This is a genomic window from Allobosea sp. GW821-FHT09G06, from assembly GCF_059416005.1.
Window position 1 is genome coordinate 1 of the sequence record NZ_JBWKOI010000005.1, and the last position, 13,786, is coordinate 13,786.

Below are 13,786 nucleotides of genomic sequence, written 5' to 3' on the forward strand. Positions count from 1 at the left end.
GTCGGAGCCGTGGCGCCGGGCTGAGCCGGAGCGGGAGCGCCGGGAGCGCCGGCCGGAGGCGTTCCGGGAGCGGGCTGCGCAGGCTGGGCCGGGGCAGTGCCCGCGGGCGGAGGCGGTGTCGGAGCGGCCGTTCCGGGCTGTGAGGGAGCTGCGGGAGCGCCGGGCTGCGGGGTCGCAGCCGGCGGGCGCGGCTGGGACGGCTGCGCCGAAGGCGGAACAGCAGGACCGCCGCGCGGAACGGCGGAGGGCGGAGCGCCAGCGCCAGGCTGAGCGGGAGCTCCTGGCTGGGGCGGAGCGGTCGGCGCCGTCGCAGGAGGCGTTCCCGGCGGACGAGGCTGTCCCGGTGCCGCCGAGGGCGGAACGGCCGGGCCGCCACGCGGAACGGCTGATGGCAGGGCACCAGCGCCCGGTTGGGCGGGCGCACTCGGAGCCGCGGCGGGCGGCGCGGCCGGCGGGCGAGGCTGGGTCGGTGCAGCCGAGGGCGGAACGGCCGGACCACCGCGCGGAACCGCCGAGGGCGGCGCGCCCGCACCCGGTTGGGGAGCTGCGGCCGGCGGCGCTACCGGCTGAGGCGCCGCACGCGGAACGGTCGGCTCCGCCGGCGGACGCGGCGGTGTCGGGCGGGCTGCCGGGGCTTCACTGGGGGTCGGCGCAGCGCGCGGCACGGCAGGCGCCTCACGCGGCATGGCCGGGCGCTCGGGCTGCTGGCGCATCGCGGGCGGCTCGGCACGCGGCTGCGGTGCAGGCATGGCGGGCGGTTGCGCCCGGGGCACGGACGGCGCGGGCTGCATCTGTGGCGGGCGCGGGGCCTGCGGCTGGGCGGGTGCAGCGGGCGCGGCAGGCCGTTCCGGCCCACGCTGCTGGCCGGGCTGTGCTCCTCCTGGCGGCTGCGGGCGCCGTGGCCCGCGTGGATCGTCATCTCCGGCGGCGGGGGCCTGTGCGACCCGGTATCCGGCCTCAGCGAAGGCCTGCCCGGCTTGCGAAAGGACGAGGGCCGGCAGGACAGTCCCGACCAGCAACCAGCGTTTCGTGCGCATCTTTATTCCCGTCGTTCTGTTTCAACGTGCGGGTATCAGGCCGCTTCCGGCCTGAACCCCCGATGAAGCGAAAACGGCGGGAATCGGGCAAGGGTTCCCGTGCTGCGGCGTTTTAGAGGCCGGCCTCGGCCTTCACATAGGCCGCGATCTCGGCATGGGTCGCGAACCAGCAATCGCCCTTGGCCTTGGCCAACCTGACCAGCTCCTCGAGGATCCAGAAGCGCGAGCGATAGGTGATGACATGCGGGTGCATGGTCAGCAGGAAGAGCCCGCCCTCGGCATAGGCGCCCTCGAATTCGCGGCGGAAAATGTCGAAGACCGCTTCCGGCGAGGTATACGGCCTGAGTCCCTGGAAGCGGTTCATGCTGAGATAGGGCGCGTCGTCGCGGATCCACTCGACCGGCAGTTCGACGATGCCGGTCGGCTCACCCTTCTCGACGATCTCGTAGGGGTCGTCATCGGCGAAGAGCGAGGAATCGTAGAGCAGACCGAGCTCGCGCTCGATCGAGAGCGTCACATCGGAGAAATCCCAGGACGGGGTGCGCATGCCGACGGGTCGGATGCCGGTGACCTTCTCCAGCGTATCGGCCGAGCGCAGGTGCAGTTCACGCTCGTTTTCGGGTGGCACCGCCGTGTTGACCTCGTGGATCCAGCCATGGAGACCGATCTCGTGGCCGGCGCCGATGATGCGGCGCTGCTCGTCCGGATAGAGCAGGGCGGTGACGGCGGGCACGAAGAAGCTCGCCGGAATGTCCTGCCGCTTCAGCAGGTCGAGGATCTTGGGCACACCGACGCGGTTGCCGTACTGGCCCCAGGACAGGCGCCCGACCGACTTGCCGCCGTCACGCAACTCGTTGGTCTCGTGATCGACATCGAAGGAAAGCGCCACCGCGCAGCGCGCGCCGTTCTTCCATCTGGCGGGCTTGAGGTTACGGCCGGCGCGGACCTGCTCGACCTTGCCGCGCCAGACCTCTTCCGGCCATTGCCAGGGCAGGAGTTCATCGGGCTGGCTCGTCATGGCGGCTCTCCTCAGGTCGTCGTAGCGACCGGCAGCACCGGCACGGCGGCGAGCAGGCGCTTGGTGTAGTCGTGCTGCGGATGGTCGTAGACCGCGCCGGCCGGGCCGCTCTCCACGATCCGGCCGCGATACATGATGGCGACGCGGTCGCAGAGATGACGGACGACCGAGAGGTCGTGCGAGATGAAGATCAGCGTCAGGTCGAGTTCCTGCCGCAGGCGGATCAGCAGGTTGATGATCTGCGCCTGGATCGAAACGTCGAGCGAGGCGACCGGCTCGTCGCAGACGACGACATCGGGCTGCATCGCGAGCGCACGGGCGATGGCGACGCGCTGGCGCTGGCCGCCCGAGAACTGGTGCGGATAGCGATCGGCGAAATCGGGATTGAGCCCGACCGCCGCCAGCCATTGCCGGACGTAATCCTTGGCCTGCGCACGTTCGACGAGACCGTGAGCTAGCGGCCCCTCGGCGATGCTGTCGCCGACCGTCATGCGCGGGTTGAGCGAGGCGAACGGGTCCTGGAAGATGGTCTGGACGCGCGTCGTGACCTTGTGCGGCTGTTCGCCCGCGCTCATCACAGGTGCGCCGTCGATGCGGACCGAGCCGCTATCGGGCGCATAGATGCCGGCCGCGACACGGCCGAGCGTCGACTTGCCAGAGCCGGATTCGCCGACGAGGCCGAGCGCCTCGCCGCGCTTCAGCACCAGCGTGACATCGTCGACCGCCTGAACCGCTGCCGGCGCCTTCGACAAACCGGCCTTCTGGGCAAGCTTGCGGAACAGGCCTGGCGTCCCGGCGAAACGCTTGGCGACATGCTCGATGCGGACATAGTGCGCGGCATCCGCGACAGCAGGTGGCGCCTGTTTCGCGGCGCGCGGCGGCGGCGCGACATCGGAACCGACGCCGCCGGCGAGTAGCTTGCCCGGCTCGGAGCGCGAAGGCAGCGCATCGAGCAGAGCCTGCGTATAGGGGTGCTGCGGATGGGTCAGCACCGAAAGCGTCTCCCCGGCCTCGACGATCCTGCCGTGGCGCATGACGCAGACATGGTCGGCGAGCGAGGCGACGACGGCGAGATCGTGGCTGATCCAGATCAGCGCCGTGCCGAGCTCGGCGACCAGCTCCTTCATCTCGGCGAGGATCTCGGCCTGCACGGAGACGTCGAGCGCGGTGGTCGGCTCGTCGCAGATGATCAGCTTCGGCCGGTGCAGCAGGGCGATCGCGATGGCGACGCGCTGGCGCATGCCGCCGGAGAACTGGTGCGGATAGAAATCGACCTTGGCTTCGGCATCGGGGATGCGGACCTGCGCCAAGGCGGCGACGGCGCGGCGGCGCGCCTCGGCGCCCGAGACCGCCTCATGGGCTTCCAGGGCGAGCCTGATCTGCGTGCCGATGGTCAGCATCGGGTTCAGCGTCATCATCGGGTCCTGGAAGACCATCGAGATCTGCTTGCCGCGCACCTTGCGCAGTTCGGCCGAAGGCAGGCCGGTGAGCTCGCGCCCCTCCAGCTTCACCGAGGAGCCGGGCTCGACACGGCCGGGCGGATCGATCAGGCCGATGATCGAGAAGCCGGTGATGCTCTTGCCCGAGCCGGATTCGCCGACGAGGCCCATCACCTCGCCGCGCTTCAGCGCGAAGGAGACGCCGTCGACCGCCTTCACCATGCCGGCGCGGGCGTGGAAATAGGTCGCAAGGTCGGTGACTTCGAGGAGAGGCGCGTCGCTCATCGCTTCAGCCTCGGATTGACCTGATCGCGGATGCGGTCGCCGACGAGGTTGATCGCGACGATCAGCACGATCAGCGCGAGGCCGGGATAGATCGAGATCCAGTAGCGGCCCGAGAGCATGTACTGGAAGCCGTTGGCGATCAGCATGCCGAGCGACGGCTCCGTCACCGGCAGGCCGACGCCGAGGAAGGAGAGCGTCGCCTCCAGTGCGATGGCATTGGCCACCTGCACGGTCGCGACCACGATCAATGGCGGCAGGCAATTCGGGAAGATATGGCGCAACACCACGCGCCAGCCCGGCAATGGCGTCGAGAGCACGGCCTCGACATAGTCCTTGCCGCGCTCGGCCGAGGCCGCGCCATGCGCCGTGCGGGCGAAATAGGCGTATTGCGCGGCGGCGAGCGCGGCGATGAGCTGCATCTTGCCCTGGCCGAGCAAAGCCGAGAGCACGAGCGCGAGCAGGATCGCCGGGAAGGCGAGCTGCAAGTCGATGACGCGCATGATGAAGGCCTCGCGGCGGCCGCCGGCATAGGCCGCGCCGATGCCGAGCGAGACGCCGAGCGTGAAGGCGATGGCACCCGCCACCAGCCCCATCTGCAGGGAGATGCGCAGGCCGTAGAGGATTGCCGAGAGCAGGTCGCGGCCCTGCGCGTCGGTGCCGAGCCAATGGGTATAGCCGCCCTCGCCGACGAAGCCGGGCGGGCGGCGCGCATCGGAGAGCGAGAGCTTGGCGAGGTCGTAAGGGTCCTGCGGCGCGACGAACGGCGCCAGCAAGGCGATACCGATCGTCAGGACGACGACGGCGAGCGCGACGACCGCCGTCTTGCTCTCGCGGAATTCGGCCCAGAAGCGGGCTACGGGAGAGGCGTCCTTCATCGCGCGCCTCCCTTTCTCAGGCGTGGATCAAGCCCGACATAGGCGAGGTCGACGAGGAAATTGATGGTAATGAAGACGAGGGCGACGAGCATCAGGTAGGCGACCATCACTGGCCGGTCGAGCGACTGGATCGAATCGATGATCAATTTGCCGATGCCGGGCCAGGAGAAGATCGTCTCGGTGACCACCGCGAAGGCAAGCGTCGAGGCAAATTCAAGCCCGAACACGGTGACGAGCGGGATCGCGATCAATCGCAGCACATGGCGGCGCAGCACGGTCCATTCCGAGAGCCCGGCAGCGCGAGCGAATTTCACAGTGTCCGACAACATGGTTTCGCGTGTGCCAGCGCGGGCAAGGCGCGTCATCAAAGCGAGCTTGAAGAAGGCGAGGTTCAACGCCGGCAGCAGCAAATGGCTCAGGCCGTTCAGCGTGAGGAAGCTCCATTCGACGCCGAAGATCGCGACGGTCTCGCCGCGCCCGCCGGCCGGGAGCCATTGGAGTTCGACGGCGAAGGCCATGATCAGCACAAGGCCAATCCAGAAGGTCGGCACGGAGAAACCGAGGATCGAGACCGTCATGATCAATTTCGAGGCGACGCTGTCCGGCCGGTAGCCGGCATAGATTCCGGCGGGAATGCCGATCAGCGCCGCGCCACAGACAGCCAACAACGTCAGTTCCAGCGTCGCCGGCAGCCGCGACAGGATCAGGTCCATCACCGGCATGCCGAAGACGAAGGAGCGGCCGAAATCGCCATGGAGCACCCGGCCGAGGAAGGTCAGGTACTGCTCCCAGAGCGGCCGGTCGAGCCCGTATTGGGCGATGGTCTGAAGCCGCAATTCCTGGCTGACATCGGGGCCGATCAGCACGTCGATCGGGTTGCCGATCGCATAGACGCCGACGAAGACCAGCACCGACATGACGAGCATGACGACGAGTGCCTGCGCCAGCCGGACGGCGACATGGCCTAGCATCGGTGGAGTTTCCGGCGCGGCCTCACGGCCAGTTCTCCACCATCACGGCCCGCGTCTCCTCGACGCCGACCTGCCAGAGCCTGAGCATCTCCTCGTCCGGCCGCTGGTAGAGGCCGTGGAAATTGCCGTCGCCGAGGATTTCGCGGCGCTTCGCCGGGCTCGCGGCGTGATATTCGGCCGCATTGAAGGGCGGCTTCAGCGTGTCCGGCATGGCGACGCCGGCGAGCCTGGTCCAGGGGAAGTTCTCCATCCAGGAGGCGTGCGAAGCCGCCGGATCGACCGCCTGGACCGCCGCCTGGAATTGCGGCGCCGCCCACCAGTTATGCAGGCGGATGCTGGCATCGGGATGGGCATCCAGCCATTCGGTGGCGAAGTTCAGCGCCGGTGAATTGCCGCCATGACCATTGACGAGGACGATGCGACGGAAGCCCGAGCGATAAAGGCCGTCGAAGATGTCGCCGAGCAGGGCGGCATAGGTGCTCAAGCGCAGCGAGATGCTGCCGGGGAAATTCAGGAAGCCCGGCGTCAACCCATAGGCCAGGACCGGGAAGACGGGAATGCCGAGCGGCTCGGCCGCCTCCTGCGCCACACGCTCGGACAGGATCACGTCGGTCGCAAGGCTTAAGTAGGCGTGCTGCTCGACGCTGCCGAGCGGCAGGACGCAGCGATCGTCCCGCTTCGCCTGGGCCTCGATCTGCATCCAGTTCAAGTCGGCGACACGCACGGCGCGATCCTTGCTTAGCTTCTGCAAGCAGTAGACAATCCCGGCGGGAACCGGCCGGTCGGCCGGAGCTTCCCAATCCTGCGGAGCGCCTGCCGAAGCCAACCTTGACTCTGGGCTTCGGGAGCGTCAAGTTCCATTTGGAACTAAATCGGCCGAGAGATATTCCTGATGCGACGCGCGCCGACCTCTCCTTCCCGCGTCGATCCGGAGCGCGAAGCCGCGTTGGCCGAGCTCGATCCGCTGACCGTGACCAAGCTCTGGGACAATCCCTGCTGGCTGTCCTTCCGTCTGAACTTCGTCGCTTTCCGCTTCAACGACCCGGTCTATCGCTGGATCGAGACGCGCTACGGGCTCGTGCGCCCGGAATTCGTCGCGCTCTATGCGGTGGGCTTGAAGGAAGGCGTCGCGGCCAAGAACATCGTCGCCTCCTCCGGCCTGCCGAAGAACACGCTCTCGCGCGCCGTGCAGAAGCTGCTGCAGCGGCGCCTGCTCAAGCGCGAGACCGATCCGGCGGATCTGCGCAGCTATGTGCTCCACCTCACGCCGGCCGGGCGCAAGATTTTCGACGAGACCATGGTGCCGATGGTCGAGCACCAGACGACGATGCTCGCCGGCCTCAGCGAGGACGAGCAGCAGCAGCTCTGCGCCCTGATGGACAAGCTCGTCTTCGCCTCGCCGGCCTGGCCTCAGGAACTCCAGACATAACCATAGAAAAACAGGGGATACCGTCATGACTCGCGTGAACAGCTTCCGCCTAGCCGCCTTCGCCGCCCTGCTCGGCGCCACCGTCTCGACCGGCGCGCTGGCGCAGACTCTGACGATCGGCGTCCGCGCCGGGCCGGAATCGATCGACCCCCATTTCACCGCAACCGGCACTCATGCCGAGGCGCTGAAGCATGTCTTCGACACGCTGACCTGGTCCGGCGACAAATTGCAGATCGAGCCGCGGCTGGCGCTGAGCTGGAAGACGCTGGAGCCGACGGTCTGGGAGTTCAAGCTGCGCCCCGGCGTCAAGTTCCATGACGGTTCGGACTTCACCGCCGAGGACGTGAAGTTCTCGATCGAGCGTATCCCGGTCGTCGCCGGGCCGAACCCGACCACGATCTATGTCCGGCGCGTCAAGGAGGTGAAGATCGTCGATCCGCTGACAGTGAATATCGTCACCGACGGGCCGGCGCCGAACCTGCCGAACGATTTCATCCGCTTGTTCATCGTCTCGCACAAGGCCGCCGCTGGCCTGACCAAGGACAGCGCCAACGAGGCCTTCAATTCCGGCAAGGCTGCGGTCGGCACCGGCCCCTACAAATTCGTCTCCTGGACGCCGAAGGACCAGATGGTTCTCGACCGGTTCGACGGCTACTGGGGCGCCAAGGAGCATTGGGCCAAGGTCGTGCGCAAGGAGCTGCCGAACGACGCCGCGCGCGTAGCCCAGCTCAAGGCGGGCCAGGTCGACATCATCGTGCGCGCGCCGGCTTCCGACGTGCCGACGCTGAAGCGCGATCCCAAGCTCACTGTCGCGACGATCGAGAGCGTCTATCTCTTCAACATGGAACTCGACATGCGGGACAAGTCTCCGCAGGTCAGCGCCAAGGACGGCTCGGCCCTGCCGAAGAACCCGCTGCAGGACGCGAAGGTGCGCGAGGCGATCGACCTCGCCATCGACCGCCCGGCGCTGGCGGAGATCGCGATGGAAGGGCTCGGCACGCCCGCAAACCAGCTGGTGACGCCGACCATCGCCGGCTTCAACAAGAGCCTGCCGGCGCTCAAGCCGGACCTCGCCAAGGCGAAGAAGCTGATGGAGGAGGCCGGCTACCCCAACGGCTTCAAGGTCGGCTTCTCCTTCACCAATGATCGCCTGCCCGGCGACCGGCAGGTCGGCACCTCGATCGCGCAGATGCTGGCACGCATCGGGATCGATGTGAATGCCAATGCCCAGCCTGGCGCCGTGTTCTTCCCGGCGCGCCTGCGCGGTGATTTCTCGCTGTCGATGTCCGGCTGGGGCACGCTGACGGGCGAAGCGAATTACACGCTGTCCTCCGTCGTCCATTCCAATGACCCGGCCAAGAAGCTCGGGGCGTTCAACGTGCTCGGCTACAAGAATGCCGAGGTCGACAAGCTGATCGAGGACGCGGCGGTCGAGATGGACGAGGCCAAGCGCAACCAGATGCTCTCGGACGCGGCCGCGATCGTCGCCAAGGACCGGCCGCGCCTGCCGATCGCCGCCGTGGGCTCGGCCTGGGCGATGCAGAAGGACAAGGTGACGATCTCCCCGCGCGTCGACGAGGACACGCTGGCGATGGACATCAAGCCCGCCAAGAAGTAACGGGGCCGCCTTCGACGCCATGGCCGGCACCTGCCGGCCATGGCGCAGTACGCTTCAAAGACCCGACAGGATACCGACATGACCCTCGCGCTTGCCATCCATGGCGGCTGCGGCACGTTGCCGAAAGCCGAAATGACGGAGGCCGAATGGGCCCAGGCCCGCTCCGACCTCGCCAGCGCATTGCGGGCCGGCTGGGCGATCCTGAGCAAGGGCGGCGCGGCCGTCGACGCCGTCGAGGCTGCGGTGCGGGTGATGGAGGATTCCCCGCATTTCAACGCCGGCCACGGCTCCGCCTTCAACACCGAGGGCGAGCATGAACTCGATGCCTCGATCATGGACGGGGCGACGCTGGCCGCCGGGGCGATCTGCGGCGCCAAGCGCATCCGCAACCCGATCGTCGCCGCCAAGGCCCTGATGCTGCGCGGCGATCCCCTACTGCTGGCCGGCCCCGCTGCCGATGATTTCGCCGAGCATGAGGGCGTCGATACCGTCGAGAACGAGCATTTCTCGACCGAGCGGCGCCGCAAGAACCTCGCCTCGATGAAGCTGCGCGAGATCGTCGGCACCGCCGCCGAGGCGAGCGAGGCCGAGAAGCATGGCACGGTCGGCGCCGTCGCCTGCGATGCACAGGGCCATCTCGCGGCGGCGACCTCGACCGGCGGCTATACCAACAAGCCGGTCGGCCGCGTCGGCGATTCCCCGATCATCGGCGCCGGCACCTATGCCCGCGACGGGCGCTGCGCCGTCTCCGGCACCGGCAAGGGCGAGTATTTCATCCGCTACTGTGTCGGCCACGAGATCGCGTCGCTGATCGCCTATAAGGGCCTCTCGCTGGAGGCGGCGACGGACGCGGTCCTGGCGGAGCTTTCCGAGCACAAGATCGGCGCCGGGCTCGTCGCCGTCGATGCCGATGGCGGGATCGTCGCCCCCTACAACACCGAAGGCATGTACCGCGGCTGGGTGACGGCTGACAGCCTGATCCATGTCGCGACCCATGACCATGTCGAACTGGCGGGGCAGGCGTAATGCGCGCTTCGTCTCCCGCAGCTCTCATCCTGAGGAGCCGCGCAGCGGCGTCTCGAAGGATGTTCGCGGAGGTGCGGGAGATATCTGGAGCATCCTTCGAGACGCAAGCCTCTGGCTTGCTCCTCAGGATGAGGGCTTGGTGGTGGAAAGGCTTCTGTTGTGACCGCTGAACCCATCCTGATCTGGGGCGCCGGCGCGATCGGCGGCACGCTCGGGGCCTATTGGGCACGAGCCGGCGTGCCGGTGCTGCTCGTCGATATCGTTCCGGAACATGTCGAAGCGTGCCGGACCAAGGGGCTCGCCATTTCCGGTCCGGTCGAGGAATTCACGCAGATCGTCCAGGCCGTGACGCCGGCCGAACTGACCGGGCGCTACAGCCGCATCGTGCTCGCCGTGAAGGCCGGCGCGACGGAGGCCGCGCTCGCGGCGCTTCAACCGCATCTGGCCGCGAATGGCTTCGTGCTCTCCGCCCAAAACGGCCTGAACGAAATCGCCCTCGCCAGGGCTGTCGGCGAGCGGCGGACCATGGGCTGCTTCGTCAATTTCGGTGCCGACTGGCTCGGGCCCGGCGAGATTCTCTACGGCAATCGCGGCGCGACCGTCGTCGGCGAGCTCGACGGAGCGATGAGCGAACGCGTCGTCGAGATGCATCGCCTGATGCAGTTGTTCGAGCCGGACGCGATCCTGACCGACAACATCTTCGGCTATCTCTGGGGCAAGCTCGCCTATGGCGCGATGCTGTTCGGGACGGCGCTGACCGACGATTCGATGTCGGCGAATTTTTCGGACCCGGACCGGCTGCCGGTCTGGCTCGCGCTCGGGCGCGAGGTCGGCGCGGTCGCGGCCAAGCGCGGCGTCATCTCGCTCGGCTTCGGCGATTTCGACCCGATGGTGTTCGCGCCCGGCCGGCCGGAAAGCCCGCAGATCGAGACGATCAACTGGCTCGCCCATTACACCGCGCAGACGGCCAAGACCCATTCCGGCATCTGGCGCGATCTCGCCGTACGCAAGCGCAAGACCGAGGTCACCCCGCAGATCGGCGTCATCGCCACGCTCGGCCGCGAGGTCGGCATCGCGACGCCCGCGATCGAGACCTTAGTCTCGCTGATCCACGATATCGAGGACGGCCGCCGCCCGATGGCCTTCGAGACGCTCAAGGTGTTGATCGACCAATGCAGATCCGCTTCGACGGCCGCGTAGCCCTCGTCACCGGCGCAGCCCAGGGCATCGGGCGCGCGATCGCCGCCGCCCTGGCCGAGGCCGGCGCGCGCGTCCATCTCGCCGATATCGATGAGGGCGGTGTTGCCGCGACGGCGCAGGAGCTCGGCGCGACCGGCCATGCCGTCGATCTCGGCTCGCCCGAGGCTGCACAGGCGCTGGTGCGCGAGATCGTGGCGGCCGATGGCCGGCTCGACCTTCTCATCCATGCGGCCGGCGGGGTGCGCGGACAGGTCGGCCGGGCGATCGAGGCGATTTCCGAGGGGGATTGGCGGGTGATCTTCGCCGCCAATGTCGATGCCGCCTTTTTCTTGGCGCAGGCGGCGGCGCCCGCGATGAAACAGGCCGGCTATGGGCGGATCGTGACGATCTCGTCGGGTGCAGGTTTGAGGCCGAGCCTCACCGGCATCCAGGCCTATGCCAGCGCCAAGCATGCGCTGGTCGGATTGACGAAGCAGCTCGCCTGGGAATTCGGACCGCACGGCATCACGGTGAATTCGGTGGCGCCGGGCTTCGTGCGCTCCAATCCCGCGAGCGAGCGGCAATGGCAGAGCTATGGGCCGGAGGGGCAGAAGCGCCTCGTCGAGAGCATCCATACCCGCCGGCTCGGCACGCCCGAGGACATCGCCAACGCCACGCTGTTCTTCCTGAGCGAGCAGGCCGGCTGGATCAGCGGGCAGGTGCTCTCGGTGGATGGCGGGCGGTCGTAGGGGCGGCTGGAGCGCGCCGTCATGCTCGGGCTTGACCCGAGCATCTCGTCCCGAAGGAGGCTCCAGCGCCTTGTTCTGCATGAGATTCTCGGGTCAAGCCCGAGAATGACGCCACCCTTATCTCAGCCGCAATTCGCCTGATCGGCCGGCATCTCGGCACCGACCATCCAGTTCGTGCCGAAGCGGTCGATCAGCATGCCGAAGCGCGGCGACCAGAAGGTTTCGCCGATCGGCATGGTGATCTTGGCGCCGCCCTCGGACAGGCCGGCGAAGATGCGGTCGGCCTCCTCCGGCGTCGCCACGCCAACGCTGACCGAGACCGAGCGCATCGGGCCGTCGCTGTTGTTGGGCGGGGCGTCGGAGGCCATCAGCAGCTGGCCCTCGATCTCCAGGCAGGCATGCAGGATCTTGTCGCGCCATTCCGCGGGGACATGCTCCTCCGCCGGCGTGCCCGTGTGCTCCATCATGGCCTGGATCTTGCCGCCCAGGACCTTCTCGTAATGGGTGAAAGCCTCGCGGCAACTGCCATCGAAAATCAGATAGGTCGACAGTTTCATATCGTTCTCTCCTCGGTTGCGACGGGAAGCGCTCAGCGCTTGCGGTGGTACTGGGCCGCCATGAACTCGGCCCACTGGCCGTCCGGGCCAAGGGCGCGAGAGGTCAGGGTGCGGTGGTCCGGCGACAGGAAGGTGATGATGTCCTGATACTTCGTCAGCGAGCCGTCGCCGGTCATGCTCGGCCCCTCGGTGTCGAGGACCAGCGACTTGCCGTCGGCCGAGAGAGCGCCGTCATAGGTCCACATCATCGTCATCATCGAGGCGACGAAGCTGCCGACGAAGCGGCCCTTGGCGGGATCGAAGCCGAGCGTCATCAGGCTGGTGACCGGCTTGCCTTCGGGGGAATCGCCCTGCCCTTCGCCGAGGGTCCAGAGCCCGCCGAGCGAGCGCACGCTCTCCGTGCCCTTCGAGGTCGAGCTCGGCTGGTCCGGCCCCATCGAGCAGTTCATCTCGGCGGTCCAGTCACCGATCAGCTGGTGGAGCCACTCATGCTCCTTCTGCGGTTCGCCCATCATGGTTTCTCTCCTCCGGTTTCGTTCTCTGGGTGATCGGGTTATGCGCCGCCTCAGGCGGTGCGCTCGGCCGCGGCCTTCATGGCCTTGAGTCCGGCCTCGAAATCGCCACCGACCATGCGGTCCATGTCCATGAAGACATGGATGATCTTGCCGATGAACGGCGTCGGGCCGGTCATGATCCAGGTCACGTTCGTACCCTGGCTCTGTGGCGTCAGCGCGAAGACGACGTCGTTATGCGCCTCGAAGGGCTTGAGGAAATCGAGCTTGAGCCCGAGCTTGCCCGGCGCCTGCGCCTCGGTGATGCGCATGCTGCCCTCGCCGACATTCTTGTCGCCGGCCCAGGCATAGGTCGCGCCGACACCGGTCTCGGGTCCGCCGAAGGTGCGTTTCATCGCCGGATCCTTCTTCTCCCAGGGCGACCAGGCGTTCCAGGCCCGGAAATCGGCGATCAGGGGGTAGATGCGATCCGGCGCGGCATTGATCGCGATGGAGCGCGTGACCTGGAAGGTATCGGGCTTGCGGGCGGCGAGGATCAGCACGACGACGATGCCGGTCGCGACGATACCGAGCAGGCTGAGAAGAATGGTCTTGAGCATGACGAGCACCTGAAATTGAGCGGAAGGAATGGTTTTGGCGTCAAACGCCGGAGCTATCGGGCGGTTTCGCCTTGATCTCGCGGAGCATCTCGTCCAGCCGCCCCAGGCTTTGGTCCCAGAAACGGCTGTAATGCTCCAGCCATTCCGAGACGTCCTGCAGCGGGCCGGGGTCGAGCCGGCAAGGTCGCCACTGGGCTTCCTTCCCCCGCGTGATCAGCCCGGCGCGCTCCAGCACCTTCAGGTGCTTGGAGACCGCCGGCAGGCTCATCGCGAAGGGCTCGGCCAGTTCCTTCACCGAACTCTCGCCTTGCGACAGCCGGGCCAGGATGGCGCGGCGCGTCGGGTCGGCGAGGGCTGCGAAGGTCAGGCTGAGCGGGTCCGTCGACATCGTATGAAACCGATCAGTTAATTAACTAATCGGTTCACTAATCGCATTCCTCCTGCCTGTCAACCGGGTTCGGCCGCAAGCTGGCGCGAGCCACCGCCGGTTGT

14 protein-coding genes are annotated in these 13,786 nt (G+C 67.5%); 5 read left to right on the forward strand and 9 right to left on the reverse strand.

Features of this window, described 5'->3' with window-relative positions; all coding sequences use genetic code 11:
• Positions 1 to 1,149: 1,149 nt before the first annotated feature.
• The 5 genes from AC07NY_RS21460 to AC07NY_RS21480 are packed head-to-tail and all read right to left on the reverse strand — an operon-like array spanning position 1,150 to position 6,349.
• Positions 1,150 to 2,055: a polysaccharide deacetylase family protein gene (locus AC07NY_RS21460; protein ID WP_494585496.1), complete on the reverse strand. Its 906-nt coding sequence runs from the start codon at positions 2,053 to 2,055 to the stop codon at positions 1,150 to 1,152.
• Between the two features lie 11 nt (positions 2,056 to 2,066).
• Positions 2,067 to 3,779 carry a dipeptide ABC transporter ATP-binding protein gene (locus AC07NY_RS21465; RefSeq protein ID WP_494585497.1) on the reverse strand — a complete coding sequence of 571 codons (1,713 nt, stop codon included), beginning with the start codon at positions 3,777 to 3,779 and terminating at the stop codon, positions 2,067 to 2,069.
• Positions 3,776 to 4,654 carry an ABC transporter permease gene (locus AC07NY_RS21470; protein WP_494585498.1) on the reverse strand — a complete coding sequence of 293 codons (879 nt, stop codon included), beginning with the start codon at positions 4,652 to 4,654 and terminating at the stop codon, positions 3,776 to 3,778. The genes AC07NY_RS21465 and AC07NY_RS21470 overlap by 4 nt, the downstream gene beginning before the upstream one ends.
• Positions 4,651 to 5,625 (reverse strand): ABC transporter permease, encoded by a 975-nt coding sequence (locus tag AC07NY_RS21475; RefSeq protein ID WP_494585499.1) that lies wholly within the window; start codon positions 5,623 to 5,625, stop codon positions 4,651 to 4,653. Before AC07NY_RS21475 ends, AC07NY_RS21470 begins: the two co-directional genes overlap by 4 nt.
• A 22-nt stretch (positions 5,626 to 5,647) precedes the next feature.
• Positions 5,648 to 6,349: a creatininase family protein gene (locus AC07NY_RS21480; RefSeq protein WP_494585500.1), complete on the reverse strand. Its 702-nt coding sequence runs from the start codon at positions 6,347 to 6,349 to the stop codon at positions 5,648 to 5,650.
• 168 nt (positions 6,350 to 6,517) lie between these two features.
• Here AC07NY_RS21480 and AC07NY_RS21485 point away from each other — a divergent pair, with 168 nt between their 5' ends.
• From AC07NY_RS21485 to AC07NY_RS21505, 5 genes are all read left to right on the forward strand, one after another.
• Positions 6,518 to 7,054, forward strand: coding sequence for a MarR family winged helix-turn-helix transcriptional regulator (locus AC07NY_RS21485; protein ID WP_494585501.1), 537 nt, complete (start codon positions 6,518 to 6,520; stop codon positions 7,052 to 7,054).
• A gap of 25 nt (positions 7,055 to 7,079) precedes the next feature.
• The gene (locus AC07NY_RS21490; protein WP_494585502.1) at positions 7,080 to 8,672 is read left to right on the forward strand and encodes an ABC transporter substrate-binding protein; all 1,593 of its coding nucleotides are present in this window, start codon (positions 7,080 to 7,082) and stop codon (positions 8,670 to 8,672) included.
• Positions 8,673 to 8,750: 78 nt separating this feature from the next.
• On the forward strand, positions 8,751 to 9,698 hold the full coding sequence (locus tag AC07NY_RS21495; protein WP_494585504.1) for an isoaspartyl peptidase/L-asparaginase family protein: 948 nt from the start codon (positions 8,751 to 8,753) through the stop codon (positions 9,696 to 9,698).
• A 159-nt stretch (positions 9,699 to 9,857) separates the two neighbouring features.
• On the forward strand, positions 9,858 to 10,898 hold the full coding sequence (locus AC07NY_RS21500) for a ketopantoate reductase family protein (protein ID WP_494585505.1): 1,041 nt from the start codon (positions 9,858 to 9,860) through the stop codon (positions 10,896 to 10,898).
• A complete protein-coding gene (locus AC07NY_RS21505; RefSeq protein WP_494585506.1) occupies positions 10,871 to 11,626 on the forward strand; it encodes an SDR family NAD(P)-dependent oxidoreductase in 756 nt (251 codons plus the stop codon). Before AC07NY_RS21500 ends, AC07NY_RS21505 begins: the two co-directional genes overlap by 28 nt.
• A gap of 122 nt (positions 11,627 to 11,748) precedes the next feature.
• Here AC07NY_RS21505 and AC07NY_RS21510 read toward each other — a convergent pair whose 3' ends face one another.
• The 4 genes from AC07NY_RS21510 to AC07NY_RS21525 are packed head-to-tail and all read right to left on the reverse strand — an operon-like array spanning position 11,749 to position 13,682.
• Positions 11,749 to 12,183 carry a VOC family protein gene (locus AC07NY_RS21510; protein ID WP_494585507.1) on the reverse strand — a complete coding sequence of 145 codons (435 nt, stop codon included), beginning with the start codon at positions 12,181 to 12,183 and terminating at the stop codon, positions 11,749 to 11,751.
• Between the two features lie 32 nt (positions 12,184 to 12,215).
• Entirely contained in the window at positions 12,216 to 12,698 is a 483-nt protein-coding gene (locus AC07NY_RS21515) for a DUF1579 domain-containing protein (RefSeq protein ID WP_494585508.1), read from the reverse strand.
• Between the two features lie 50 nt (positions 12,699 to 12,748).
• On the reverse strand, positions 12,749 to 13,294 hold the full coding sequence (locus tag AC07NY_RS21520; protein ID WP_494585509.1) for an SRPBCC family protein: 546 nt from the start codon (positions 13,292 to 13,294) through the stop codon (positions 12,749 to 12,751).
• A gap of 40 nt (positions 13,295 to 13,334) precedes the next feature.
• Entirely contained in the window at positions 13,335 to 13,682 is a 348-nt protein-coding gene (locus AC07NY_RS21525) for an ArsR/SmtB family transcription factor (protein WP_492286908.1), read from the reverse strand.
• Between the last annotated feature and the right edge of the window lie 104 nt (positions 13,683 to 13,786).